18 protein-coding genes are annotated in these 24,960 nt (G+C 73.8%); 8 read left to right on the forward strand and 10 right to left on the reverse strand.

What is annotated here, in order from left to right; translation table 11 throughout:
* Positions 1 to 7 precede the first annotated feature (7 nt).
* From ACL02R_RS24465 to ACL02R_RS24475, 3 genes are all read right to left on the reverse strand, one after another.
* Positions 8 to 1,483 carry a hypothetical protein gene (locus ACL02R_RS24465; protein ID WP_412799128.1) on the reverse strand — a complete coding sequence of 492 codons (1,476 nt, stop codon included), beginning with the start codon at positions 1,481 to 1,483 and terminating at the stop codon, positions 8 to 10.
* A gap of 246 nt (positions 1,484 to 1,729) precedes the next feature.
* On the reverse strand, positions 1,730 to 2,353 hold the full coding sequence (locus tag ACL02R_RS24470) for a GNAT family N-acetyltransferase (RefSeq protein ID WP_412799129.1): 624 nt from the start codon (positions 2,351 to 2,353) through the stop codon (positions 1,730 to 1,732).
* Between the two features lie 552 nt (positions 2,354 to 2,905).
* Entirely contained in the window at positions 2,906 to 3,832 is a 927-nt protein-coding gene (locus ACL02R_RS24475) for a mechanosensitive ion channel family protein (RefSeq protein WP_412799130.1), read from the reverse strand.
* A 254-nt stretch (positions 3,833 to 4,086) separates the two neighbouring features.
* Here ACL02R_RS24475 and ACL02R_RS24480 point away from each other — a divergent pair, with 254 nt between their 5' ends.
* The 4 genes from ACL02R_RS24480 to ACL02R_RS24495 all read left to right on the forward strand — a co-directional run bounded on the left by ACL02R_RS24480 (position 4,087) and on the right by ACL02R_RS24495 (position 7,381).
* Complete coding sequence (locus ACL02R_RS24480) at positions 4,087 to 4,623, forward strand: HNH endonuclease (RefSeq protein WP_412799131.1); 537 nt, start codon at positions 4,087 to 4,089, stop codon at positions 4,621 to 4,623.
* A gap of 201 nt (positions 4,624 to 4,824) precedes the next feature.
* On the forward strand, positions 4,825 to 5,070 hold the full coding sequence (locus ACL02R_RS24485; protein WP_412799132.1) for a hypothetical protein: 246 nt from the start codon (positions 4,825 to 4,827) through the stop codon (positions 5,068 to 5,070).
* Positions 5,070 to 7,112 carry a 4-alpha-glucanotransferase gene (gene malQ / locus ACL02R_RS24490; protein ID WP_412799133.1) on the forward strand — a complete coding sequence of 681 codons (2,043 nt, stop codon included), beginning with the start codon at positions 5,070 to 5,072 and terminating at the stop codon, positions 7,110 to 7,112. Before ACL02R_RS24485 ends, malQ begins: the two co-directional genes overlap by 1 nt.
* Positions 7,113 to 7,147: 35 nt before the next feature.
* Positions 7,148 to 7,381, forward strand: coding sequence for a hypothetical protein (locus ACL02R_RS24495; RefSeq protein WP_412799152.1), 234 nt, complete (start codon positions 7,148 to 7,150; stop codon positions 7,379 to 7,381).
* A gap of 63 nt (positions 7,382 to 7,444) precedes the next feature.
* On the opposite strand, the gene ACL02R_RS24500 is transcribed toward ACL02R_RS24495, so the two are convergent.
* From ACL02R_RS24500 to pepN (ACL02R_RS24520), 5 genes are all read right to left on the reverse strand, one after another.
* Complete coding sequence (locus tag ACL02R_RS24500; RefSeq protein ID WP_412799134.1) at positions 7,445 to 9,937, reverse strand: hypothetical protein; 2,493 nt, start codon at positions 9,935 to 9,937, stop codon at positions 7,445 to 7,447.
* 305 nt (positions 9,938 to 10,242) lie between these two features.
* Positions 10,243 to 12,810, reverse strand: a complete 2,568-nt coding sequence (gene pepN, locus ACL02R_RS24505) for an aminopeptidase N (RefSeq protein ID WP_412799135.1) — start codon at positions 12,808 to 12,810, stop codon at positions 10,243 to 10,245.
* Between the two features lie 118 nt (positions 12,811 to 12,928).
* Positions 12,929 to 16,222, reverse strand: coding sequence for a S8 family serine peptidase (locus ACL02R_RS24510; RefSeq protein WP_412799136.1), 3,294 nt, complete (start codon positions 16,220 to 16,222; stop codon positions 12,929 to 12,931).
* Positions 16,223 to 16,492: 270 nt separating this feature from the next.
* Positions 16,493 to 16,675 carry a hypothetical protein gene (locus ACL02R_RS24515; RefSeq protein WP_412799137.1) on the reverse strand — a complete coding sequence of 61 codons (183 nt, stop codon included), beginning with the start codon at positions 16,673 to 16,675 and terminating at the stop codon, positions 16,493 to 16,495.
* A 98-nt stretch (positions 16,676 to 16,773) separates the two neighbouring features.
* A complete protein-coding gene (pepN, locus tag ACL02R_RS24520) occupies positions 16,774 to 19,368 on the reverse strand; it encodes an aminopeptidase N (RefSeq protein ID WP_412799138.1) in 2,595 nt (864 codons plus the stop codon).
* Between the two features lie 157 nt (positions 19,369 to 19,525).
* Here pepN (ACL02R_RS24520) and ACL02R_RS24525 point away from each other — a divergent pair, with 157 nt between their 5' ends.
* Positions 19,526 to 20,155, forward strand: a complete 630-nt coding sequence (locus ACL02R_RS24525; protein WP_412799139.1) for a DsbA family protein — start codon at positions 19,526 to 19,528, stop codon at positions 20,153 to 20,155.
* Between the two features lie 148 nt (positions 20,156 to 20,303).
* Here the strand turns inward: ACL02R_RS24525 and ACL02R_RS24530 are convergent, their stop codons facing one another.
* Positions 20,304 to 20,945 carry a superoxide dismutase gene (locus ACL02R_RS24530; protein ID WP_412799140.1) on the reverse strand — a complete coding sequence of 214 codons (642 nt, stop codon included), beginning with the start codon at positions 20,943 to 20,945 and terminating at the stop codon, positions 20,304 to 20,306.
* A gap of 201 nt (positions 20,946 to 21,146) precedes the next feature.
* Between ACL02R_RS24530 and ACL02R_RS24535 the strand changes: the two genes are divergently transcribed.
* From ACL02R_RS24535 to ACL02R_RS24545, 3 genes are read left to right on the forward strand one after another with little or no spacing between them, the layout of a single operon-like run.
* Positions 21,147 to 21,722 (forward strand): biotin transporter BioY, encoded by a 576-nt coding sequence (locus ACL02R_RS24535; RefSeq protein WP_412799141.1) that lies wholly within the window; start codon positions 21,147 to 21,149, stop codon positions 21,720 to 21,722.
* Positions 21,723 to 21,735: 13 nt separating this feature from the next.
* The gene (locus tag ACL02R_RS24540) at positions 21,736 to 22,221 is read left to right on the forward strand and encodes a ribose-5-phosphate isomerase (RefSeq protein WP_412799142.1); all 486 of its coding nucleotides are present in this window, start codon (positions 21,736 to 21,738) and stop codon (positions 22,219 to 22,221) included.
* A 7-nt stretch (positions 22,222 to 22,228) separates the two neighbouring features.
* Complete coding sequence (locus ACL02R_RS24545; protein WP_412799143.1) at positions 22,229 to 23,071, forward strand: Fpg/Nei family DNA glycosylase; 843 nt, start codon at positions 22,229 to 22,231, stop codon at positions 23,069 to 23,071.
* Between the two features lie 550 nt (positions 23,072 to 23,621).
* Here the strand turns inward: ACL02R_RS24545 and ACL02R_RS24550 are convergent.
* Entirely contained in the window at positions 23,622 to 24,869 is a 1,248-nt protein-coding gene (locus tag ACL02R_RS24550) for a GNAT family N-acetyltransferase (RefSeq protein ID WP_412799144.1), read from the reverse strand.
* Positions 24,870 to 24,960 lie beyond the last annotated feature (91 nt).

The following is a 24,960-nucleotide window of genomic DNA, read 5'->3' on the forward strand; positions in this document are numbered from 1 at the left end:
CGCCTCCTCACCGGTACTCCGACAGCCTGCGGCCGATGCCGATCCCGGCCGCCGCCGTGCCCAGCAGCGCGAGCACCCCGGCCCCGGGCGTCAGCCCCTTCAGCGTGCCGTGCGCGCGCCCGGCCGCCGAGTCGAACCGTTCCTGCTCGTGCGCCACCGCGCGCCGCAGCGCGTCGTCCACCCTGTCGAACGTCTCGCCCGTCGAGTCGCTGGCGCCGATGACCTGCCGGACGGCGTCGTCGTAACGGCCGAGCAGCTCCGCCTCGCGCGCCTCGCCGTGCCGGGTGTGCCACTCGTCGGTGGCCTCGGCCGCCTCGGCGACGATCGCGGCGACCGCGCCGTCACCGGCGAGCCCGGCCGCCTCGGCCAGCAGGCCGGGCCGCCCCTCGTCGCCGCCGTCGCTGTCGCCGTCGCCGCGCAGCGCCGTCATGCTCTGCTGGTAGCTGTCCTCGAACTCGCTGCTCCCGCCCCTGGCCACCAGCGTCAGGCTCTCGCTGCCATGGGCCTTCAGCGTCTCGATCCACGCGCTGTTCAGCGCGGACAGGGACCGCGCGCCGTCGTCGGCGCCGTCGTGCGCCGTCCGCGACATCGCGTGCGCCCCGCCCAGCCACAGCAGCAGGACGAGCGACGCGGCGCTCGCGGCGAGCAGCCCGGGGTTCAGCACGCGGTTGGTGCGCAGGAAGTGCCGCCGCTGCACCCACGCGAGGGCGGCCAGCACCAGGACGCCGAGCACCAGGGCGGCCCACGGCCTGCTCGCCGCGTCCGCCATGTCGTCGCGGAACCGCTCGGTCTCCAGCCGGTACAGCGCCTCGGCCGCGTCCAGCAGGCCGTCGTCGCGCTGCATCTGCTCGTCGGCGTAGCGCAGGTAGGCGCCGCCGAGCGGGAAGCCCTGCCGGTTGTTGGCGCGCGCGGTCTCCACCAGGCCGGTGTAGACCGGCAGTTCACGGCTGAGGAACTCCAGGTACCGGCGCGTCTCCGGCGTGCCGTCCGTGTCGGCGGCGGCGCGCGCGAGCTGGGCACCGGCGTTGGCGATGTCCGTCTCGTACCGCTGCCTGACCGCCGGGTCCTCGGCCGCGCCCGCCAGGAAGCCGGTGGCCGCCGTCGTGTTCGCGTCGGCGAGGGAGCGGTACAGGTCGGCCGCGATGGCGCTCATCGGCTGGCCGTTGTCCCGCACGGACTCGGCGGCGGCCGCCCTGGCGTGCACCTGATACGCCGTCACCGTGCCGAAGAGCAGCAGCAGTCCGGCGAGCAGCGCGCCGATGATCCGCAGCCTGCCGGGTTCCGTCCCGGCCGCGCGGCGCGTCCGTCCCACCCACTCCGCCCAGACGCCGCGCCGGGGCGGCACGGCCTGCCGGGGCGCGTCCGGCGCCGTGCGCGGCGGTGGCGACGCGGGTGGTGGTGGCGGCGCCGACGGCGGCACGGGAGCGGCCGTCGCCGCCGTGCCCGGCGGTGACGCCGGGGGCGCGGTGGACGGGTGAGTCACAGTGCGGGCCCTCCCCCTCACGAAGTCCGGCACGGGGCCACGGCGAGCAGTATGCCGCCCGACGGGACCGGCCCGTAGGTCCGGGCCTTGATCTTGTCACTATCGCGATCTTCCGGAACTGTCCGTTCCCTGCCGGGGATCACGCGTGGCGGGAGCGTACGGTTCCCGGCGCGCGCCGTGGCGTGGGGGAGTGCGGCGGCGCGCCGTGCGCTGGTCCAGTCCTGGTTCAGTCCTGGTTCGGACGGGTCACAGGCGCAGGCCCAGGTGGAAGCCGTCCTCCCGGCCGGGCGGCTCGGGCAGCCGCTCGAAGCCCATGCGCTCGTAGAACGCGAGGGCGTTGGTGTTCGCCGGGTCCATCCCGAGGTGCACGCCGGGCACGCCGCGTTCGCGCAGGGCGCCGAGGTACGTCTCCATCAGCTTGCGGCCGAGACCCCGCTTCTGGCCCTCGGGCAGCAGGTCGATGTGCAGGTGCGCCGGGTACTCGGCGGCGATCTCCGGTACCAACATGCGTTCGGCGTGGTGCAGGAGGTCGCGCAGGTGCGCGTCGGGTCCCTCGGGAGTGCCCTCCGGCGCCGGGTAGCGGGCGGCCACGGTCGGCAGCCAGCGCTCGCGGAAGGCGGCGAAGAACGCGGTGCTGTCGGCGGTGCCGACGATGTAGCCGATCACGGGCCCGCCGTCGTCGGCGACGAAGACGAGACCTGGCTCCAGCTCCGCGTAGGGCGACGCGAAGATCGCGGGCAGGATGCCCGGGTCGCGGTAGTGCCCGGTCGCGTCCTGGCCGCCCTTGCCGGTGCGGATGCAGATCTCGTGCAGCGCGTCGTGGTCGCCTGGCCGGTAGCCGCGTATACGGGCGGGTGCCGTGGTCGTCATGCGCGGCATTCTCGCCGAGGAGGGCACGCCACGGCCATGCCCTTTCGGCGACACTCACGGTCACACCGCGTGACGGTCACGGCCCGGCCGTCCGCGGTGGGGGCCGCTGCACCCGCCCGCCGCGCCGGTCGCGGCGGGCGGCCGGACGGCCTCCCGGACGCACGCTCCCGGCGTCCGGCACGCCCCGGGGCCGTCAGCGGCCGTACGCGTCCTGCCCGGACCGTTGCGTCGGCCCGGGGGAGTCCTGCTGCGCCGAGGGGGCGCGGCGGGCGGCCCGGGTGCGAGCGGTGCCGGTCCGTGGCCCGCCAGGCGATCCGGCGTCTACATGTCCGCCGCGCCGGTCGCGGCGGGCGGGCCTCGCGGACGCACGACCCCGGCGTCCGGAACGTCCCAAGGGCGGGGACATCGGATGCCGTGAGCGGTCGTACGGGGGAGTCCCGCCGCGCCGTGTGGTGATGGCCGGGTGCGAGCGGTGCCGGTCCGTGTCCGGCTACGCGGGCCGGCCGGCGGCCGGCCCGGGGTGGCGGGGCGGCGCGCCCCGGCGGCGGCGTCTCACTGCGCCGCTCCCTCGCCGCCCCCGGCCGCCTCGCCCGGCGGTGCGGCCGCGCCCGGCTGCGCCGGGACGGCGCCCTGCCGCGCCGGCTCGGCGACCCGCGTGATCCCCGCCTCGCCCAGCGTCCGCTTGATCCGCCAGCGCAGCTCACGCTCCACCTCGACGCCCGCGCCCGGCAGCGTCCTGGCCGCCACCCGCACGACCATGGCCTCCCGAGACACCGCGTCGAGCCCCAGCACCCGCACCGGCTCCCACAGCAGCTCGTCGAACGGCGCGGTCTGCGACAGGTCGTGCCCGACCGCGTCGATCAGCTTCCGCACCTGGTCCAGGTCCGCGTCCGCCGGGACCTCCACGTCCACCCCGGCCGTGGACCAGCCCTGGCTGAGGTTCCCGACGCGCTTGATCTCGCCGTTGCGCACGTACCAGACCTCGCCGTCCTCGCCGCGCAGCGTCGTGATGCGCAGGCCGATCTCCAGGACCGTCCCCTTCGCCTCGCCCGCGTCGATCGTGTCGCCGACGCCGTACTGGTCCTCCAGCAGCATGAACATGCCGCTGAGCACGTCCGCGACGAGGCTGCGCGCGCCGAAGCCGATGGCCACACCGGCGATCCCCGCGCTGGCCATCAGCGGCCCGAGCTGCACGCCCAGCTCGGACAGCACCATCAGCGCCGCCGTGCCGAGCACCACCACCGACGCCGTACTGCGCAGGACCGAGCCGATCGTCTCCGAGCGCTGGCGGCGGCGCTCCGAGGTGAGCGGCGGGCCGCCCCTGGTGGCGGACCGGCGCGTGGTCGTCTCCTCCTTGTTGAGCCGCGAGATCAGCCGGCTGATCGCCCGCCGGACGACGAACCGCACGGCGAGCGCGACCGCGACGATCAGCGCGATCCGCAGTCCGTGTGTGAGCCAGGACTCCCAGTTGTCGCGCACGGTGCCTACTCGATCCCTTCGTTCCGCTGTCCGCCCCGGTCGTCCACCGTAGACAGCGCGGGCCGCCTCCGCCGACCACGCCGCTCCCGCCGCACGGCACGCCGGGGGCGCGAGGAGCGCCGGGGACGGGTGTGCCGAACGACACAAACGGCGCAATTGCCGATCGTGGTGGCGGTAAGGGCCGTCCGCGGGACACACTGAGGGAGATCGTCCCGGCGCGAGCCACGTGCCGCCGACGGAAACGGAGGGCGTCCGTGCCACACGTCTTGGTCCTCAACGCGTCGTACGAGCCGCTGGGCGTCGTACCGGTCCGCCGCGCACTCATCCTCCTGCTGAACGACAAGGCCGTCAGCCTGGAGACATCGGGCGCGCTCCTGCGCAGCACCACGCAGGCCATCCCCGCACCGAGCGTGGTCCGCCTCAAGCGGTTCGTCCGCGTCCCGTACCGCACCGCCGTGCCGCTCACCCGCAGGGCGCTGTTCGCGCGCGACGGCGGCAGGTGCGCGTACTGCGGCGGCGTCGCCACCAGCGTCGACCACGTCATCCCGCGCAGCCGCGGCGGCCAGCACGCGTGGGAGAACGTCGTCGCCGCCTGCCGCAGCTGCAACCACATCAAGGCCGACCGGCACGTCGCCGAGCTGGGCTGGCGGCTGCGCCACACGCCGGGGCCTCCGTCCGGGCTCGCCTGGCGCATCATCGGCACCGGCCACCGCGACCCGCGCTGGCTGCCCTACCTCCGCCCGTACGGCGCCGACGACGCCCTCGCCCGCATCGAGGGCCGCTCCGCGTGAGCGCCGTGGCCGGGCCCCGGCGGGAGAAGTTGCCGCCGGGTACGGGACGCGGCGGCAAAATCTCCGGCGTACGGGGGGTGAGCTGCGTCGCTTTCCTGTCGCATGGAGGGGTGTCCTGGCGTTCACTGGGGTAGAGCAAGCAGTACCGCGCGCGCCGCAGCGCGTGAACCCCTGCGCACCCCCAGTGAACGGAGTCAGCCCGTGGCCGGAGCCGCCCGGATCGACGCGCCCGACAGGGAAGCCGACCTGCTGAAACACCTGGTGTACGGCCTGGACCCCGGTCCGCTGCCCAGCCAGAACGGCGCACCGCAGGCCCCGCTGACCAGCGAACCGCCGCTCGGCGCCGCCGCCCCCCTGACGTCCGAGTCGCCGCTCGCCGCCGAGCCGCCGCTGACGTCGGAGACCGGCGGCCCCGTGGGCACCGGCGCGGAGGCAGCAGACATCTGATGGAAGAGCGGCTCGCGCGGCTCGCCGCGGCGCACGGCGTCGCCACGTCCTACGAACCCTCGCCAGGCAACCACGTCACCGTTCCGGAGGACACGGTGACCGCCGTCCTCACCGCCCTGGGCGCCGACCCCGGCGCCGACCCCGACCAGGCCGCCCCCGGCGCGGCCCGCCTCCTGCCGCCCACCGTCGTCCTGCGCGGCGGCGCCCCCCAGGAACCGCCCCCCGGCGTCCCGCCCGGCACCGAGCTGCGGATCGAGACCGCCGACGGGCGCACCCTCGCCTGGGACGACGGGCCGCCCGCCCCCGGCTACCACACCCTGCGCGCCACCGCGCCCGACGGCCGCACCGGCAGCGCCACCCTGATCGCCGCGCCAGGACGCCTCCCCGGCCCCCCGGGGCGCAGCCACGGCCTCCTCGTGCAGCTCTACTCGCTCCTGTCCACCCGCTCCTGGGGCATGGGCGACCTCGTGGACCTCGCCGACCTCGCCACCTGGGCGGGCCACGTGCTCGGCGCCGGATTCATCCAGCTCAACCCGCTGCACGCCGCCGTCCCCGGCGCGTCGGGCGAGGCGACCGACCCGTCCCCCTACAGGCCCGGCACGCGCCGCTACGCCGACCCCGTCCACCTGCGCATCGAGGACATCCCCGAGTACGCGTACCTCGGCCCCGACGCCCGCCACCACACCGACCGCCTCCTCGGCCGCGCCGCCGCCCTGCGCGCCGCCGTCCTGGAGAAGGGCGCGCCCATCGACCGCGACGCGGTGTGGGCGCTGAAGCGGCAGGCGCTGGAGATCGTCCGCGCCGTCCCGCTGAGCCCCGGCAGGTACGCGTCGTACTGGGCGTTCCTCGCCGACCAGGGCCAGGCGCTGGAGGACCACGCGACCTGGTCCGCGCTCGCCGAGCTGTACGGGCCCGACTGGCGGTCCTGGTCGCCGGGGCTGCGCGACCCCAGATCGCCCGAGACGGCCCGCGCCCGCGGCGACCACCTCGACCGCATCGACTTCCACAGCTGGCTCGCCTGGCTCACCGACATCCAGCTGCGCCGCGCGCACCGCAGCGCCCAGGCGTCCGGCATGTCCATCGGCCTCGTCCACGACCTGGCGCTCGGCGTCCACCCGCACGGCTCGGACGCCTGGGCCCAGCAGGACGTCCTGGCCTCCGGCATCACCGCCGGGGCGCCGCCGGACGCGTTCAACGCCAAGGGCCAGGACTGGGGCCTGCCGCCCTGGCGGCCCGGCGCGCTCGCCGAGCAGGGGTACGCGCCCTACCGCGAGCTGCTCGCCGGGCTGCTGCGGCACGCGGGCGGGCTGCGCGTGGACCATGTGATGGGCCAGTTCCGCCTGTGGTGGATTCCCGAGGGCGCCTCGCCCGCCGACGGGACCTACGTGCGCTACGACGCGGACGCCATGCTCGGCGTGCTCGCGCTGGAGGCGCGGCGCGCGGGCGCCGTCGTCGTCGGCGAGGACCTCGGCACGGTCGAGCCCGGCGTGCGCGAGCAGCTCGCCGAGCGCGGCATCTCCGGCACGTCCGTGATGTGGTTCGAACGGGACTGGGCCGCGCGCGGGCAGCCGCCGCTCCCGGCGGACAGCTGGCGCGCCGACTGCCTGGCCACCGTCACCACGCACGACCTGCCGTCCACCGCCGCCCGCCTCGCCGGGGACCACGTACGGCTGCGCGAACGCCTCGGCCTGCTCCCGCCCGGCACCGACGAGCTGAACGGCGCGCTGGCCGAGACCGCCGAGTGGCTGGCGCTCTTCGCCCGGCTCGGGCTGCTGACGCCGGGCGCCACCGAGGAGGGGCAGATCGCCGCCGCCTACCGCTTCCTCGCCAGGACGCCCGCCAAGATGATCGGCATCTGGCTGCCCGACGCGGTGGGCGACCGCAGGCCGCAGAACATGCCGGGGACATGGCGCGAGTACCCCAACTGGCGGCTGCCGATGGCGGACGGTTCGGGGCGCCCCGTGACGCTGGAGGAGCTGACCACCTCGGGGCGGGTGGCGGCCCTCGTGCGGGCCGTGCGGGAGGAGATGGCGGGGCCGTGAGGGAGCGGCCGGCGCGCGTTCGTTAGTGTGGTCACGTGGTCAACGTGAACAAGAAGCGCACCGCGAGGCGCGCGGCGGCCGTCACCGCGGGTACGGCGCTGCTGATGCTGCTGTCCTCCCCGTCCGCCTTCGCTCTCTACCGGGACGACGGCGACGACCCGGGCTCAGGCCTGAGCGTCATCCAGACCCTCAGCCTCTTCGTCATCGCGCCCCTCGCGCTGTTCGCGGTGATCGCCGGGCTCGTGATCGTGAGCGAGCGCAGGCGCTGACCCCCGCCGGGCCGCTCCCGCCGCGACGGGGGAGGCGGCCCGTACGGGCGGCGCCGGGCGCCGTCAGTCGCGCGGCTCGGCGGCGCGGTTGTACGCGTTGATGAGGGCCTGCGAGTAGTGGCCGTACGCGTCGCCCTCGATGTTCCTGACGCTCTCGATGACGTCCGTCTGGTTGAAGCCGCCCTTCGACGGGGTGGGGATCTCGTGCTCCTGCGCCCCGCCGTACTCCGCGCGCTGCGCCGCGTACGCGACGGTCGTGCGGGCGCTCACGTCACCCCAGTTGACCGCCTCCCACTGCGCCTTGTCCACCGCCGCGGCGCCGTCGGGCAGCGTGTAGCGCAGCCCCTCGGTGAGGCCGAACGCGGCGAGCTGGCCGACGAGGTTGCCCTTGCCGAAGTCGCCGATCGTGTTGATGACACTGGCCGCTGTCGAGATGGCCGCGTAGCCGGTGAACTGGTTCTTCGAGGTGTCCGCGACCGGATCGACCTCCTGCACGTACTGCACCGTGCCCGCGATCCGGCCGATGTGGTCGAAGACGGACGACTCGCCGCGCCGCTGCCCGTCCGGCTGCCCCTGCGCCTCCATGTCCCGGCGGAACGCGTCGTGCGCCGCCATCTCCTGCCACTGGCCGACGCCGCCGAAGAACTCCTCGCGGACGTCGCCGCCCGACTGGTTCATGATCGTGAAGAGCGACTCGCGGTCGGCGTCCGACAGGTCGAACGAGTAGCGGTAGTCCCTGCCGTGCAGGTTCAGGTCGGTGAAGCCGTCCGCGCTCGACGCGAACCCGGACGCCGTGCCGCCCTTGGAGATCATGTCCATGTACTGGAGCGCCGTGTCGCCGATCGCGTCCTGGAGCCCGGTGTGGTCGATCGGGCCGTACTCGGAGATGTTGTGGTTCCTGGTGCCGAGGATGTCCTTGTCGTGCCCGGCCGCGTACTCCAGCACGTTGTAGGCCGCGTGGACGTACTTCTCGGCCTCCGGGTCGTTGTGGCCGACGCCCTCGGGCACCGTCGTGCCGCTGCGCACGAGCGCGCCGACGCCCGTGGAGTCCTCCCAGTGGACGCCGAGCGCGCCCTCGCGGAACGCCTTGTCGTTCAGCAGGTCCGCGCTCGCGTCGGTGTTGAGGGAGACGGCCTCCAGCAGCCCGTTGCTGCCGGTGTTGGGGATGTCGCCGTAGCCGCCGTCGAAGTAGTGGTACTGGGTGAGGCCCTGGACGTTGACGGCCGTGTGCGCCATGTCCTTGGCGAACGCGTCGCCCGGGGCGACGGACGCCGCGCCCATCAGCTGCCCGAAGCCGTTGAAGTCGCGCAGCGCGTCCCAGTACGCGTCGTCGGGGCCGCCGCGGTTCGGCACGGAGACGTCCACGAAGCCGTCGATGAACGCCTGCTGGTCGCCGTACAGGAAGTCGCGCACGCCCGCCGGCATCTGCTCGCGGCCCGCCGCCGTGGACGGGTCGTAGCCGCCGTCCTCGGGGTTCATCAGCATCATCAGGCCGTCGGCGACCCGCTGGGCGGTCGCGAAGCGCGTCTCGGCCACGCCGGGGTCGAGCCCCTTGCCGTCGGCGAGGCTGCCGAGGAGCGCCAGTTCGTTCTTGTCGAGGCGGCCGTAGAACGCCGACAGGTAGTCGCGTTCGGCGGCCGTCATCTCGCGCAGGGGCTTGTCCGGCTGGTCCGGGTCGTAGATGCCGAGGCCGATGGCGTCGAGCGTCTCCGTCCAGCGCAGGAGCGCCTCGGGGTCGGGGTGGTCCTTGTCCATCTCCTCGACGAGGCGGTCCGCGGCGTACTCGCCCATGGGCTGGGTCGTCCACAGGCCGAGCGGCCCGTCGGACAGGTCGTAGCCCAGGTCGCCCAGCTCCTGGCCGTACTCGGCGAGCTTGCTGCGGTAGGCGTCGAGCGCGTCGGTGATCTCGCCGTCGGCCGCCGTGGCGTCGGCGGCGGCCTTCTTGAGGTACTTCTGCCGTATGCGGCCGTCGAAGCCGGCGGGTAAGTCGTACTGGTAGGTGCCGATGGTGACCATCCTCGGCCACACCATCGCGTACTCCCCGCCGTACTCGATGGTGAGGGGCACGGGCGGGCCGAGCAGTACGCCGCCCTCGGGGCGCAGCCTGGCCTCCAGCGCCGCCTGCCAGCCGTTCCACTCCGTGATGGCCGCGTTGAGGTGCTCGATGTACTTGGTGTCGAGGCCGCCGTCGGCGAGGACGATGTCGTGCACCTCCTCGTCCGCGTCCAGCGCCCGGTTCATGGCGCGCACGACATAGCCGACGACGGCGTCCATGTCCTCGCCGTTGCCCTGGAGGCCTCGCGCGGTCGTCCTGATGCGGCCGTCCGCGTCCACCAGCGCGTCGCCGTCGAGGCTGCCGGACTCGGCGCTCACCTCGGTCGCGCCGCGCGCGAGGTCGCCCGCGTCGTCCGCCTCACCGGCCGCGCGCGCGTAGACGGCGGCCGTGTCGGCCATCTCGTCCGGCTGGATCTCCTCGCGGAACTCGGTCTGGCGCCGCCACGGACGCGCGTCCGCCTCGGCCTCCACCTCATCGCGGGTGAAGCTGAGGATCGGCATGGGTGTACCTCCTGGACACAGGAGTACGGCGAGACGTTCCCCCGAACTCTCTTGCAGATGACCGCACGTGCTTCCCGGCGCCCAGTGGCCGGCGCTTTCCCGGCATGTACCCCTCACCAACGCGCCGCATGCGCCCCCTGACCGCCTGTCACCTCATCTTCACCTCGCGCCCCGGTCGCAACCCGCCGCACCCGCGCGTTCCGGCCCGGACGCACGGCGGATCGCATACGATCCGCGCCCCGGCAGACGACAGGGCGCCCGGGACGGTGTGTCCCGGGCGCCCTTGGGCGCGTCATGAGGGGGCGTCAGGCGGCGGCCGCGTCCGCCGCCTGGGCGCGCAGCGCCCGCTCGACGCCCGCGCGCGACTCGGTGACGAGCCGCCGCAGCGCCGCGCCCGGCTCCGCCGTCGCCAGCCAGGCGTCGGTCACCTCAAGCGTCGCCCGCTCCGCCTGGACGGCCGGGTACAGGCCCACCGCGATCTGCTGCGCCATCTCGTGGCTGCGCGAGGCCCAGACGTCCTTGAGCACGGCGAAGTACTTCTCCGTGTAGGGCGCCAGCAGCTCCCGCTGGTCGGTCTGCACGAAGCCCGCGATCACCGCGTCCTGCACCGCGTTGGGCAGCGCGTCGGACTCGACGACCTGCGCCCACGCCGCCGCCTTCGCCTCCGGCGTCGGCCGCGCCGCACGCGCGGTGGCCGCGTGCCGCTCGCCCGCCGACGTCGGGTCGCGGCGCAGCTCGGCCTCGATCTCCGGCTCGTCCGCCCGCCCGGTCGCCGCGAGGCGCAGCAGCAGCGCCCAGCGCAGCTCGGTGTCCACGGTCAGCCCGTCCAGGCTCTCCGAGCCGTCCAGCAGCCCGGCGAGCAGGTCGAGTTCCGCGCCGGTACGGGCACTGGCGGCGAACGCGCGGGCCCACGCCAGCTGGTGGTCGCTGCCCGGCTCGGCCGCCCGCAGGTGCTCCAGGGCCGCCGCCGACCAGGCCGCCAGGCCCTCCTCGCGCCACTCGGGAGCCGCGTACAGGTCCAGCGCGAGCCGCACCTGCCGGTGCAGCGACTGGACGACGCCGATGTCCGTCTCCTTGCCGATGCCGGAGCGGACCTGCGCGAGGTAGTCGCGGGTGGCCATCTCGCCGTCCCGCGTCATGTCCCAGGCGGACGCCCAGCACAGCGCGCGGGGCAGCGACTCGGCGAAGTCGCCGACGTGCCGGGACACCACGGCCGTGGACTCGGGGTCGAGCCTGACCTTGGCGTACGACAGGTCGTCGTCGTTGAGCAGGACGACGTCGGGGCGGGCGCGGCCGGTCAGTTCGGGGACGGGTGTCAGCGCGCCGTCCACGTCCAGCTCGATCCGGTCGGTCCTGGTCAGCGCGCCGTCGCGCAGGTCGTACAGGCCGATCGCGATGCGGTGCGGGCGCAGCGTCGGCTCGCCCTTGGCCCCGGCGGGCAGCGCGGGGGCCTCCTGGCGGACGGCGAAGCCGGTGATGACACCGGCGTCGTCCACCGTGATCTCGGGCCGCAGCACGTTGATCCCGGCCGTCTCCAGCCACGCCTTCGACCAGGCCGACAGGTCGCGGCCGCTGGTCTCCTCCAGGGCGGTGAGCAGGTCGGTCAGCCGCGTGTTGGACCAGGCGTGGCGCTTGAAGTAGGTCCCCACGCCGCGGAAGAACTCGTCCATGCCGACGTAGGCGACGAGCTGCTTCAGGACGCTGGCGCCCTTGGCGTAGGTGATGCCGTCGAAGTTGACCAGGACGTCGTCCAGGTCGTTGATCTCCGCCATGATCGGGTGCGTGGAGGGCAGCTGGTCCTGGCGGTAGGCCCAGGTCTTCATGGAGTTGGCGAAGCTGGTCCACGCGTGCGGCCAGCGGCTGCCGGGGGCGTGCGCCTGGCAGGCGACGGACGTGTAGGTGGCGAACGACTCGTTGAGCCAGAGGTCGTTCCACCACTCCATGGTCACGAGGTCGCCGAACCACATGTGGGCCAGCTCGTGCAGGATCGTCTCGGCCCGCGCCTCGTACGCCGCGTCGGTGACCTTGGAGCGGAAGACGTACTGGTCGCGGAAGGTGACCGCGCCCGCGTTCTCCATCGCGCCCGCGTTGAACTCCGGCACGAACAGCTGGTCGTACTTGGCGAACGGGTACGGGTGGTCGAACTTCTCCTCGAACCAGTCGAAGCCCTGCCGCGTGACGGCGAAGATCGCCTCCGCGTCCAGGTGCCCGGCCAGCGAGGGGCGGCAGTAGACGCCCAGCGGCACGGTCCTGCCGCCGTCGCCCTCCCAGGTGCTGTGCACCGAGTGGTACGGGCCCGCGATGATCGCGGTGATGTACGTCGAGATGCGCGGCGTCTCGCCGAACTCCCAGACGTTGTCCTTCGGTTCGGGCGTCGGCGAGTTCGAGATCACGGTCCAGCCCTCGGGGGCGGTCACGGTGAAGCGGAACGTCGCCTTCAGGTCGGGCTGCTCGAAGCACGCGAACACCCGCCGCGCGTCCGGCACCTCGAACTGCGTGTACAGGTACGCCTGCTGGTCCACCGGGTCGACCGAGCGGTGCAGGCCCTCACCCGTGTTGGTGTACGCGCAGGAGGCGACGACCAGCAGCTCGTTGTGCCCCTCAAGCACCGAGGGCAGCGCGACGCGCGAGTCGGCGAAGACCTCCGCCGGGTCGAGCGCCGTCCCGTTGAGCACCACCTCGTGCACCTCGGGCGCGATCAGGTCGATGAACGTGGCGCCGGCCGACCGGGCGGTGAAGTGCACGGTCGTCCGGGACCCGAACGTGCCACCCTCCTGCGCACCCGAGATGTCCAGCGCGACGTCGTAGCTGTCCACGCCCAGCAGCCGTGCCCGCTCCTGGGCCTCCTGCCGGGTCAGATTCGTGCCAGGCACCTGGTGTCTCCTTACGTCTACGGCTTGCGCCCCGCCATCCTTCCACGGGGAACGCCGCGGGGGCGGGCGGACGGCCGGCTGCCGTCCACCCGCCCCCGCGGGACGTACCGTCCGGGGGTCAGCCGGTGACGCTCTCGACGACCACGCCGCCGCTGCCCGTGGGCGTGCCCCGGGCGTTGAGCAGCTGGACCTGGCCGAACAGCTGCCGGCCGGCGCCCGCCTCGGCCGCCGCCGCGCTGACGGTCACCTCGGCCGCCGCCTCGGCCGACTCACCGGTGCCCAGCGCGATCACCTGGTCCTCGTCCACCGCGACCGAGCCGAGCAGCGGGCTCAGGAACGCGTCGCGGTAGGCGAACGCGGTGCTGCCGGTCGGGACCGCGTAGCCGTGCACCTCGACGGTGTACGTCCCGGCGGCCGGGTCGGGCAGCGTGACGGTCTCCTCGGAGCCCGAGCTGGTCGACTCGCCGACGAGCACGCCGTCCTGGTAGACGAACAGGTCCAGGTCGGAGCCCGGGTCGGACGGGCTGCCGATCACCGCCTCGAACCGCGACACGCCCTCGCCCAGCTCGACCTCCCACGTCTGCCGCTCGCCGTCGCCGATCGTCGGCGTCTCCTCGTGGACCGAGCCGAGCTCACCGGCGGAGAGGCTGCCCTCGACCGGGGCCAGCTCGTTCGTCAGCGTCCACTCGACCGGCACGGGCACGCCCGCCTCGGCCTCCTCGATCCGCGCCGTCTCCGGGTCGAAGGTGGTGGACAGGGCGGTGGCGGTCAGCGTGTACCGGTTGTCGAGCCGCGGTGTGGTGCGCCGCGACTCGACCTCGAACTCCCAGACGCCCGGCACCGGGTTGTCGTACGACCGCACGTCGGGGCGGCAGGTGTTGGCGGGGGACTCGTAGTTCGGGTAGCACTGGTTGCTGGCCGAGTCGTCCTCCAGCATGCCGTACGGGTTGAGGGCGATCCACCGCGTCTGGCTGCCGTCGGCGAGGCCACCGAGGGAGACCTCAAGGGACCGCGTGCCCTCGGGGACTGTCACGAACCACGAGTCGTTCCCGTTGCGCCTGACCGTGTCGGTGCGCGTCACGTCGTAGCCGGGCGCCGCCAGCTCCTCGGGGACGACGACCGTCGCGAGGATCTGGTGGTCGGTGCCCCACGTCGTGAGGTCGTTCACGTTCAGGATGGCGCTGTGCGCGCCGACCGAGCCGGGGCGCGCCTGGAGCGTGACGGTCACCGGCCGGTTCAGCGGCAGCAGCACGAGCGGGCTGCTGGCGAGGCGCCAGGTGCTGTCGTGGTTGTTGGCCAGCGAGAGGGTGTGCAGCACGCGGCGGTTCGGGCCGGTGGTGCGCGTGATCGTCACCTGGTAGTTCTCGCGCTCGCCGACGGCGGGCGCGCTCTCGCGGTCGTAGACGCCCGCGCCGGAGTGCGGCGTGGCCAGGTACGCGGACTGCGCGTGGTCCACGGGCGCGGTGACGGTGTACTCGTGCGCCGTCGCGCCCCGCGTGATCAGGCGCCAGGCGGCCTCGGTGTCCATGAGGCCCGCGCCCTGCTCGTGCGCCTGCACGCCGCTGATGCGCTTGGCGGAGCTGGTCAGCGCGGTGCGCAGGTCGGCGGGGGACAGGTCGATGTCCCGCTGGCGCGCGGCGGAAAGCAGCAGCGCGGACGCGCCGGTGACCTGCGGGGACGCCATCGAGGTGCCCTGGAGCATGCCGTAGCCGGGCGGCAGGGAGTAGCCCGCCTCGGCGACCGCGCTGCCCGGCTGCCAGGTGGGGATGGAGTTGATCGACGCGCCGGGCCCGACGATGGTGGGCTTGAAGCCGCCGTCGTCCCGCGGACCGGCGGAGGAGAACGGCATCATGTCGTACGAGGTGCGCACCTCGGAGCCGTAGTTGGCGGCCCAGGTGTCGTCGGAGATGCCCGCGCCGACCGCGACGACCTTCTCGGCGACCGCCGGGTCGCCGATGGTGTTGGTGCCGGGGCCGTCGTTGCCCGCCGAGATGAAGAGCTGCACGTCGTACGTGTCGATCAGCTCGGTGTAGAGCCTGGCGCGCGCGTTGTTGCCGTCGTTGAGGGCCGGGAGGCCGCCGATCGAGACGTTGACGAGGTCCACGTCCCGGTTGACGACCAGGTCGATCATGCCCTCGAACAGCGCGGTGTAGGTGCAGCCGGCGACGAACAGGCAGGCCCGCGCGGAGACCAGGTTGGCGCCGGGGGCCGCGCCGTCCATGGCGCCGCCGAACAGGCCGTTCGCCGACGTGATGCCCGCGACGTGCGTGCCGTGGCGTCCCGAGACGATGCCGATGTTCACGAAGTCGCGGACCTGGCCGACCCAGTCGCCGCCGTACGGGTCCATCGGGACGTCCTCGCGGACCTCCACGACGAACGGCACCGCCTCGGCGATCTCCGTCGCCGGGTCGTCGGTGCCGAAGTACGCGACCTGGTGGTCCTCGCCGTACGGGGACAGCTCGGTCTCGTCGGTGAAGTCGCCGTCGTCGTCGAGGTCGACGCGGACGGTCCCGGCGGCCGGGTCGTACAGCAGCGTCCACGCGTCGGTGCTGTCGCCGTCGCGGTTGAGGTCGCCGCCCGCCTCGCCGCCCGCGACGGACTCGCTGAAGCGGTTGACGAAGTACGCGCCCGCCGGGGCGGTGTACTGGCGTCCCGACCAGGTGAACGAGGGGCCGTTCACCGCCGTCGTCATCGCGCGCCAGGTGGCGTCGCCGTCGATGATCGGGTCGGTCGCGGTCACCCAGTCGGTGATCTTGCGCTCGCCGGTGGTGGTCTCCTGGAGCGCCGGGTGCCCGAGGTCGATGCCCGTGTCCAGGATGCCGATGGTGACGCCGCGGCCGTCGTAGCGCGGGTTGTGGCGCACGAAGTCGACGGCGCCGGTCTCCCCGGCGGGCTGGTACGGGTTGTCCGCGCGGGTGTCCTCGTCCGGGCCCGGGTAGTCGCGCGAGCCGCCGGAGCCGTGGCCGCGGCCCTGGGCGGGCTCGGGCTGCGGGTCGGGGACCTGTAGGTGGTCGTTCATGTCGATGGCGTGGACCGAGGAGAGCGCCGTGGCCTCCGCGATGGCGGCGTCGGCCTTGCCGGTGCGGACGGTGAGCCGCACATAGCCGATGTCGTCCTGCGTGTAGCCGACGGAGGCGCCGGAGAGGTCGCCGAGCGTCTCGGCCACCTCCCCGGTCTCCCCGGGCTCGGCGGCGATCAGCATGGTGACGAACGGTTCGCCCGCCGTCTTGGCCTCGGCCAGGAGCGCCGCGTCCTGGGTGGAGAACTTCTCGCCGAGCGGCTTGTCCGGCACCGAGCGGGGAGTGTCGTCCGCCGCCAGAGCAGGGACCGCGCCCGTGAGGGCCAGCGCGGCCACCAGGCCGGCCGCGAGGGATACACGGGACAGGGGTCTCAGGGGTGGTCTCAGTGACATGGGCATCCTTGTTCGGAATTACCTCAGCAGGACGACCGGTCATCATACGGAAGTGATCAAAGTATGGGGGGACTTGACGAAGAAGATCTTGTATCGGGAATGAAGTTATATTCCTTTGGCGGGATAATCTGACGATAAGTCTGTCCGGGAAACCCCGGGAAATGCGCATTGCACAGCGCCCCGGAACCCGCCCTTCCGCCCCCGGACCGTGTACACGGTCCGCATGTCAACGCACCCGCGCGCCCCGGCGCGTACGCCGTCAGCGCGGCATCACCACTGCCACAGGCCGCCGGGCCGGCACAGGCAGCGCGCCATGGCGGCCGGGACGCCTCGCTCCCGCAACTGACGCGCGGACAACGCCCGTTCGTCCGCCGCGCTCCCCGCGTCCCGCGCGCCGGGGGCCCACGGGGGAGCGGCGGCCGGCGGGGAGCGCGGCGGGAGTTCTTCGCTCATGCCCCGCCGATTCCCCGCCGCCACCCGCGGGCCCACCTCTGTCACGGACCGGTCGGCAAACCGCGACGCACACGGCAGGCCGCGCCCGCCGGTACCCCTCAGCGCCGGTCGGCCGCCTGCGCGTGCAGGGCGCGCGCCAGGTCCGAGTGCGCCTCCAGGACGAGCCGGCGCAGCGCGGGCGGCGCCTCCTTGTGCTCCGTCAGCCACAGGTCGGCCGCGTCCAGCGTGTCCCGGTCGCCCTGGAGCGCGGGGAACAGACCCCGGACGATCGCCATCGCGATCTCGATCGTCCGCGTCCGCCACACCCGTTCGATGACCTCGAAGTACCGGCCGGTGTACGGCGCGAGCAGCTCATGCTGCCCCGGCTGCGCGAAGCCGTCGATGGTGGCCTCGACCAGCGCGTTCGACAGCGCGTCCGACTCCACCACGTCCTCCCACGCCCGCGCCTTCACCCCGGCGGACGGGCGGGCGGCCAGGCAGCGGACGTGGTGGCGCTTGCCGGACGCCGTGTCGTCGCGGGCCAGCTCGGCGTCCAGCTCGGCCTCGCCGATCCGCCCGGTGGCGGCCAGCGGGCCGAGGAACGTCCAGCGCAGCTCCTGGTCCACGTCCAGGCCGTCGATCCGCGCGGTGCCGGCCAGCAGCCCGCCGAGCAGCTGGAAGTCCGCGTCCGAGTCCGCCGCGCTCGCCAGGAAGCGCGCCCAGGCCAGCTGGTGGTCGCTGCCGGGCGCGGCGCGGCGCAGCTCGGTCAGCGCGACGGCGGACAGTCCGGCGCCCGCCTCCGCGCGCCGCTCCGGCGCGGTGTAGTGGTCGCGGGCCGACAGCGCCCACGCGTGGACCATCTGGAGGACGCCGATCTGGCTCTCCGCGCCGCTGAAGTCGCGGACCAGGCCGAGGAAGTCGCGGGCGGGCAGCAGCCCGTCGCGCGTGAGGTTCCACAGCGCCGACCAGCACAGGGCGCGGGCCAGCGGGTCCTCGACCTCGCCGAGGCGCGCGAGCAGCGTGTCGAGCGAGTCCTCGTCGAAGCGCGCCTTGCAGTACGTGAGGTCCTCGTCGTTGACGAGGATCAGCTCGGGGCGCTCCTCGCCCGCCAGCTCCGCCACGACCGTGCGCGGCCCGGTCACGTCGGTCTCCGCCCGCGCGTAGCGCAGCAGCGGGCCCGCGCCGTCCACGCGGCGGTAGAGGCCGATCGCCACGCGGTGCGGGCGCAGCGTCGGGTGGGACGCCGGGGCCTCCTGGCGGACGGCCAGTTCGGTGATCCGGCCGTCCGCGCCGTACAGCGCCTCGGGGGTCAGCGAGTTGACGCCGGCCGTCTGGAGCCAGGACTCGGCCCAGCCGGCCATGTCGCGGCCCGACGTCTCGGCGAGCACGGACAGCAGGTCGGTGAGGCGGGTGTTGCCGTACGCGTGGCGCTCGAAGTAGCGGCGCGCGCCGTCGAGGAACGCGTCGCGCCCCACGTAGGCGACGAGCTGCTTGAGGACGCTGGCGCCCTTCGCGTACGTGATGCCGTCGAAGTTGAGCTTGGCGTCCTGGAGGTCGCGGATGTCGGCGGTGACCGGGTGCGTCGAGGGCAGCTGGTCCGCGCGGTACGCCCAGGCCTTGCGCCGGTTGGCGAACGAGATCCAGCCCTCGTCGAAGCGGGTCGCCTCGGTCAGCGACAACGCGCCCATGAAGTCGGCGAACGACTCCTTGAGCCACAGGTCGTCCCACCACTCCATCGTCACGAGGTCGCCGAACCACATGTGCGCCATCTCGTGCAGCACCGTGCTGGCCCGCCCGTGGTAGGCGGCGCGCGTCGTCCTGCCCCGGAAGACGAACTCCTCGCGGAACGTGACGAGCCCCGGGTTCTCCATCGCGCCGAGGTTGTACTCGGGGACGAACGCCTGGTCGTACTTGCCGAAGGGGTAGGGGTAGCCGAAGTTGTCGTGGAAGAAGTCGAGCCCCTGCTTCGTCACGAGGAAGACGTCGTCGGCGTCGAAGTGCCGCGCCAGCCCCTTGCGGCAGAGCGCGCCGAGCGGGATCTCCAGCGTCGTGCCGTCGGGCAGCTCGCGCGTGTAGTGGTCGGCGGCGTAGTGGTACGGCCCGGCGACGACGGCCGTGATGTACGTCGAGATCGGCTTCGTCTCGGCGAACGTCCAGGTGGCCGCGTCCCCGCCGGACAGCTCCTCGCGGGACTCCTCGGCGCCGTTGCCGAGCACCGTCCAGTGCGCGGGCGCGGTGACGCGGAAGCGGAACGGCGCCTTCAGGTCGGGCTGCTCGAAGTTCGCGAACACCCGCCGCGCGTCGGCGGGTTCGTACTGCGTGTAGAGGTAGGTCTCGCCGTCCTCCGGGTCGGAGAAGTGGTGCAGCCCCTCACCCGTCCTGCTGTACGCGCAACTCGCGTCGACCACCAGCTCGTTCTCCGCCGCGAGGCCGCGCAGCGCCACCCGCGCGCCGTCGAAGACGCGGTCCACGGGCAGCTGCTCGCCGTTCAGCGTCACGGAGTGGACGTGCGGCGCCAGCAGGTCGGCGAAGCTGTCCGCGCCCTCCTCCGCGCACGCGAAGCGGATCGTCGTGGTGGACCTGAAGGTCCGCGGCCCGGCCGCCGGCGCCGGCGCGACGGCCGAGCGGAGGTCGAGCGCCACCTCGTAGCCGTGCACGCGCAGCAGGCGTGCCCGTTCCCGGGCCTCGTCGCGTGTCAGGTTCTCTCCGGGCACTGCGGTGCTTCCTCTCGTGGCTCCTGGCGCGTCGGCGCTTCGGCGCGTGCCAGCATGTCACGGGCGGCGCCGGGCCCGCACGGTGGAATGCGACGGCGCGCGGCGTCGTTGACCCCGCGAGTTCCGTGCCCGCTTCCGTACCGCTGAGGAGCCTGACATGTCCGACAAGACGCCCGCCGACTTCTGGTTCGACCCGCTGTGCCCCTGGGCGTGGATGACGTCGCGCTGGATGCTGGAGGTGGAGAAGGTACGTCCGGTCGAGGTCCGCTGGCACGTGATGAGCCTCTCCGTGCTCAACGAGGACCGGCTCGACGAGATGCCCGAGGAGTACGCGGACGCCATGCGCGCCGGCTGGGGACCCGTGCGCGTGTGCATCGCCGCCGAGCAGGAGCACGGCAGCGAGGTCCTCGGCCCGCTCTACACGGCGATCGGCACCCGCTTCCACCCGGGGGGCCTGCCGAGGACCCGGGACACCCTGGTCGCCGCCCTGGCCGAGGCGGGCCTTCCCGCCGGGCTGGCGGACGCGGCGGACACGGACGCGTACGACGCCGAACTGCGCGCGTCGCACAAGGCGGGCATCGACCTGGTGGGCCAGGATGTCGGCACGCCGGTCATCGCGGTGCCGGGGTCCGACGGGAAGCGGATCGCGTTCTTCGGCCCGGTGGTGACGCCCGCGCCCAGGGGCGAGGCCGCGGCGCGGCTCTGGGACGGCACCCTGATGGTCGCCTCGACGCCCGGTTTCTACGAGATCAAGCGGACGCGGGACGTCGGCCCGCAGTTCGACTGAGCGAGCGGCCCGGCCCCACAGACACGGGCGGCCCCGCGCGATGCCTCCGCGCGGGGCCGCCCGCTTTCCCGCCCGCCTGTCCGAAGGATCGGCGATCCGTGAGAAGACGATCCAGACGGCCGGGGGTCCGTGGGCTCCCGGAAGGGCGTCAGGGAGCGAGCAGCAGTCCGGTGGCGCGCGCCTTGGCGGCGGCGTAACGGTCCTGCACGTCCTGCCAGTTCACGACGCGCCACATGGCCTCGACGAAGTCGACCTTCTGGTTGCGGTACTGGAGGTAGAAGGCGTGCTCCCAGGCGTCGAAGACGAGGATCGGGATCGAGCCCTGCCCCACGTTGCCCTGGTGGTCGTACACCTGCTCGATGATCAGCCGGGCGCTGACCGGTTCGAACGACAGCACGCCCCAGCCGGAGCCCTGCGTCGTCGCGGCGGCCTTCGACAGCTGGGCCTTGAACCGGGCGAACGAGCCGAACGACTCGGCGATCGCGTCCGCGAGCTCGCCCGTGCCGTCCTTCTCCAGCGGCTCCCCGCCGCCGTCGCCCGTCATGTTGCGCCAGTAGATGGTGTGGAGGATGTGGCCGGAGAGGTGGAACGCGAGGTTCTTCTCCAGGCCGTTGATCGACCCCCACTGGTCCTTGTCGCGGGCCTCGGCCAGCTGCTCCAGCGTGTCGTTCGCGCCCTTGACGTAGCCCGCGTGGTGCTTGTCGTGATGCAGCTCGATGATCTCGCCGCTGATGACCGGCTCCAACGCAGCGTAGTCATAGGGGAGTTCGGGGAGGCTGTAGGTGGCCATGCCGTTGCCCATCTCCATTAGTTGCGAAGCAGTTGCAACAACACGCTAGCAGCAGCAACGGCCGGGTGTCGTGAAACTCACGCCGGAGAGGGCCGTCGCGTCCGATAGCGTCACGATGACGTCAAGTCGGCGGTCCACGGCCCGCCCGTGCCCGTTCCCGTCACCGTCCCCGTTCTTCCCCCGTTCTCCAGGAGAGTCCCCATGAGCACTGCCGTTCTGGCCGACCTGCTCCCCGCCGCCACGGCGCCCCGCGCGCGGGTGCGTGACGCGGCACTGGTCGTCGGCGGCGCGGTCCTCACCGGCATCGCCGCCCAGCTGACCCTCCCCGTGCCCGGCTCGCCGGTGCCGGTCACCGGCCAGACGTTCGCCGCGCTGCTCGTCGGCGCCTCGCTCGGCGCGAGCCGCGGCCTGGCGTCGATGGTGCTGTACGCCCTCGTCGGCATGGCGGGCGTCCCGTGGTTCCAGGGCGGCACGTCCGGCCCCGGCGGCGCGACGTTCGGCTACATCATCGGCATGACGCTCGCCGCCTGGGCGGTCGGCGCCCTCGCCGGACGCGGCGGCGACCGCACCGTCCCGCGCACCGCGGGCACCATGGCCGTCGGCACCGCGATCACCTATGGCTGCGGCGTCCCCTACCTCGCGCTCGACGCCGGGATGAGCCTGTCCGAGGCCGCCGCGACCGGCCTCGTCCCCTTCCTGATCGGCGACGCCCTGAAGGCCGCGCTGGCCATGGGAGCCCTTCCGGCGGCCTGGCGTCTCGCCGGCCGGCGGCCATGACAGACTCGTCCCCATGCGCGTCTACCTCGGTTCCGACCACGCCGGCTACGAGTTGAAGTCCCACCTCGCGGAGTGGCTCACGGAGAACGGCCACGAGCCCGTCGACTGCGGCCCGTTCGTCTTCGACGCCGAGGACGACTACCCGCCGTTCTGCCTGCGCGCCGCCGAGGGCGTCGCGCAGGAGCCGGGCTCGCTCGGCGTCGTCATCGGCGGCTCGGGCAACGGCGAGGCCATCGCGGCCAACAAGGTCGCCGGTGTCCGCTGCGCCCTGGGCTGGAGCGAGGAGACGGCGCGCCTCGGGCGCGAGCACAACAACGCGAACGTCCTCGCCGTCGGTTCGCGCATGCACAGCCAGGAGGAGGCCACGGCGTTCGTCGCGGCCTTCCTCGGCACCCCGTACTCCGGCGCCGCCCGGCACACCCGCCGCATCGCCATGCTGACCGCCTACGAGACGGACGGCACCCTCCCGGCGCTGCCGGGCGAGGCGGCTCAGGGCTGACGGGCGCATGCCGGAGGGCCACACCATCCACCGCCTCGCCGCCGACTTCGGCCATGCCTTCGGCGGCGGGCGGCCGGTGCGCGCCGACAGCCCGCAGGGCAGGTTCGCCGACGGGGCGGCGCTGCTGGACGGCCGCCCCCTCGCGGCGGCCGAGGCACACGGCAAGCACCTCTTCCTCGGCTGGTCCCCCGCCCCCGGCGGTGCGGGCGGCGACGCCACCAGCTGGGTCCACATCCACCTCGGCCTCTACGGCAAGGTCGCCTTCGGCGAAGGCCCGCCGCCCCCGCCGGTGGGCCAGCTCCGCCTGCGCCTGTGGAACGACACCGGCCACGCAGAGCTGCGCGGCCCGACCACCTGTGCCCTGATCACCGACGCGGAGAAGCGGGCCGTCGAGGACCGCCTCGGCCCCGACCCGCTGCGGCCCGACGCGGACCCCGGCCGCGCCTGGCGCCGGATCAGCGCCAGCCGCACGCCGGTCGCCGCGCTGCTGATGGACCAGAAGGTGGTCGCCGGCGTCGGCAACGTCTACCGCGCCGAGGTCCTGTTCCGGCACGGGATCGATCCCTACCGGGCGGGCCGCGATCTCACCCGGGCCGAATGGGACGCCGTCTGGGCAGACCTGGTCGCGCTGATGCGGGAGGGCGTACGCCTCAACCGCATCGACACCGTGCGCCCCGAGCACACCCCCGAGGCCATGGGCCGCCCGCCGCGCGTGGACGACCACGGCGGCGAGGTCTACGTCTACCGGCGCGCCGCCCAGCCGTGCCTCCTGTGCGGCACCGAGATCCGCACGGCCCCCCTCGCCGCACGCAACCTCTTCTGGTGCCCCGCCTGCCAGCATCGCCCCTGAACGGCCCCCGCGGCCCCGCCCGCGTCTGGCCGGACCCGCGACGCGGGGGCGCGCCAACGGCCCGGCCACCGGGCGGCGTACGCACTCCCGGTTCCGGTGCACGGGCTCGGGAGTGCGCCCGCCGCTCCCGCCGTTCCCACGACACCCGGCACACGGGCGCCTCCAGGCTTCCTCGACGCCGAATGTCCTGCCCGGCCGCTTCGTCTTCCTCAACGAACGCGGTCGGCAGAGCCGCGATCCGGCGTCCCGCGCTCGCACGCCCCGGCCGACCGCCGGCGGCCGGACGTCCCGGGAGCCGGGGGTCCGGCCGGCCGCTCCCGCCGTCTCGCGATGTCCGGCATGGGGACGCCTGGACATGTGTGCCCGTCGTGTCGTCGTCCTGCCCGAACGGGGCGCGGGCGCCGGCGGCCGCGAGTGGCCGGGCGTCCTGGCAGGCCCGGGGTTCGTCCGGGCGCTCCCGCCGTGCGCGAGACGCCCGGCACGATGTCACGTTCCGCCGCGTCGCCCGAACCGGCCCGGCAGGCCGCCGGCGCCCTGCCGTCACCCGCCGTCAGAACGCGTGCGGCAGCCAGGGGGCGATCGGTGACGAGAACGCCGTCGCCGCCGCGGTCAGCGCCCCGGGCCGCAGTTCCCGCACCAGCCCGGCGGCGGCGAGCGACGCCAGGGACGTGCCGCCCAGGTAGGCGGCGCCCAGCTCCCGCACGTCCAGCGCGAGGTCCGGCGCGTCGCCCGTCCGCTCGCACACCGCGCCGCCGGGCCCGCCGCCCAGCCGCCAGGTGCCGCCGTTCCAGGGGCAGAAGGCGTCCGTCACGTCGAGCACGACATCGACGTCCGCCGTGTACGCGCGGGCCGCGAGCGCCGCGCCGACGTCCACCGGGCGCAGGTGCAGCCGGTCGAAGACGCGCAGCCGCGAGCGGCGCAGGTCCGACACGAGGTGCAGCAGCGCGTCGTCCACCGGGCGGTTGGGCAGCCGCACCGTCGACATCAGGTCGAGTTCCGTCAGGAAGCGCAGCATCGCCGCGTACGCCGCCGGGTCGGCCGCGTCGAGGTCCTTCACCAGGACCGTGCCGTCCGGGACCGTCGCCTCCCACCGCGCCGTCGTGGCGAAGCGGGCGTAGCCGACGAGTTCGCCGTCGCGCTCCGCCAGCAGGCAGCGCCGGGGGGAGGCGCCGCCGCGCGCGGCCGGGGCGTCGAGCAGGATCATGCCGCGCCAGGCCGGCCGCCGGACGATCATGCCGGGACGGGCAGGCACCAGGCGGGCGTAGAGTTCCTCGCAGCGGTCCATGACGTCGGCCGGGTCGGCGAGGCTCAGCCGTACGTCCTCCGTGCCGGGCGGCAGCCGCAGCCCTGTCCGCGCGACGTCCAGCGTCGCGTCGAGGACATGGCTCGCCACGCCGTAGCCGAAGCGCCCGTAGATCGCGGGCTCCGAGGCCGTCAGCACGGCGAGCGGCTCCCCCGCGTCCCGCGCCGCGTCGAGCCCCGCGCGCATCATCCGCCGCAGCTGCCCCTGCCGCCGGTGCGTGGGGGCCACGTGCACCATCGTCACACCTGCCGCGGGCACCTGTGTGCCCCCGGGCACCGAAAGCTGAAAGGAGAATGAACTGAACGACCCGACGATCCGGTCCTTGTCCCACAGGGCGAACGACCGATCAAATTCGGTCACTTCTCGCCAGGCCGCCCGCTCCTCCGCAGGCTCGAATCCTCCGCCGAACGCCCACTCAAGCGAGCGGTACCAGGACTCCCAGTCGGCCGCCCCGAGCACACGAAGCGCGGTCGTGCCCGTCGTCTCTGTCGTCATACCGCCATCCCTAACAGGGCCCACGGCGGATGGCGACGCATTTCCCGTACCGGCACCACGCCGTATCTCCACCGGATCGCCCCAAAGGTTC

The sequence above is a fragment of the Streptomyces sp. MS19 genome, from assembly GCF_047200595.1.
In the GTDB taxonomy this organism is placed as follows: Bacteria; Actinomycetota; Actinomycetes; order Streptomycetales; family Streptomycetaceae; genus Streptomyces.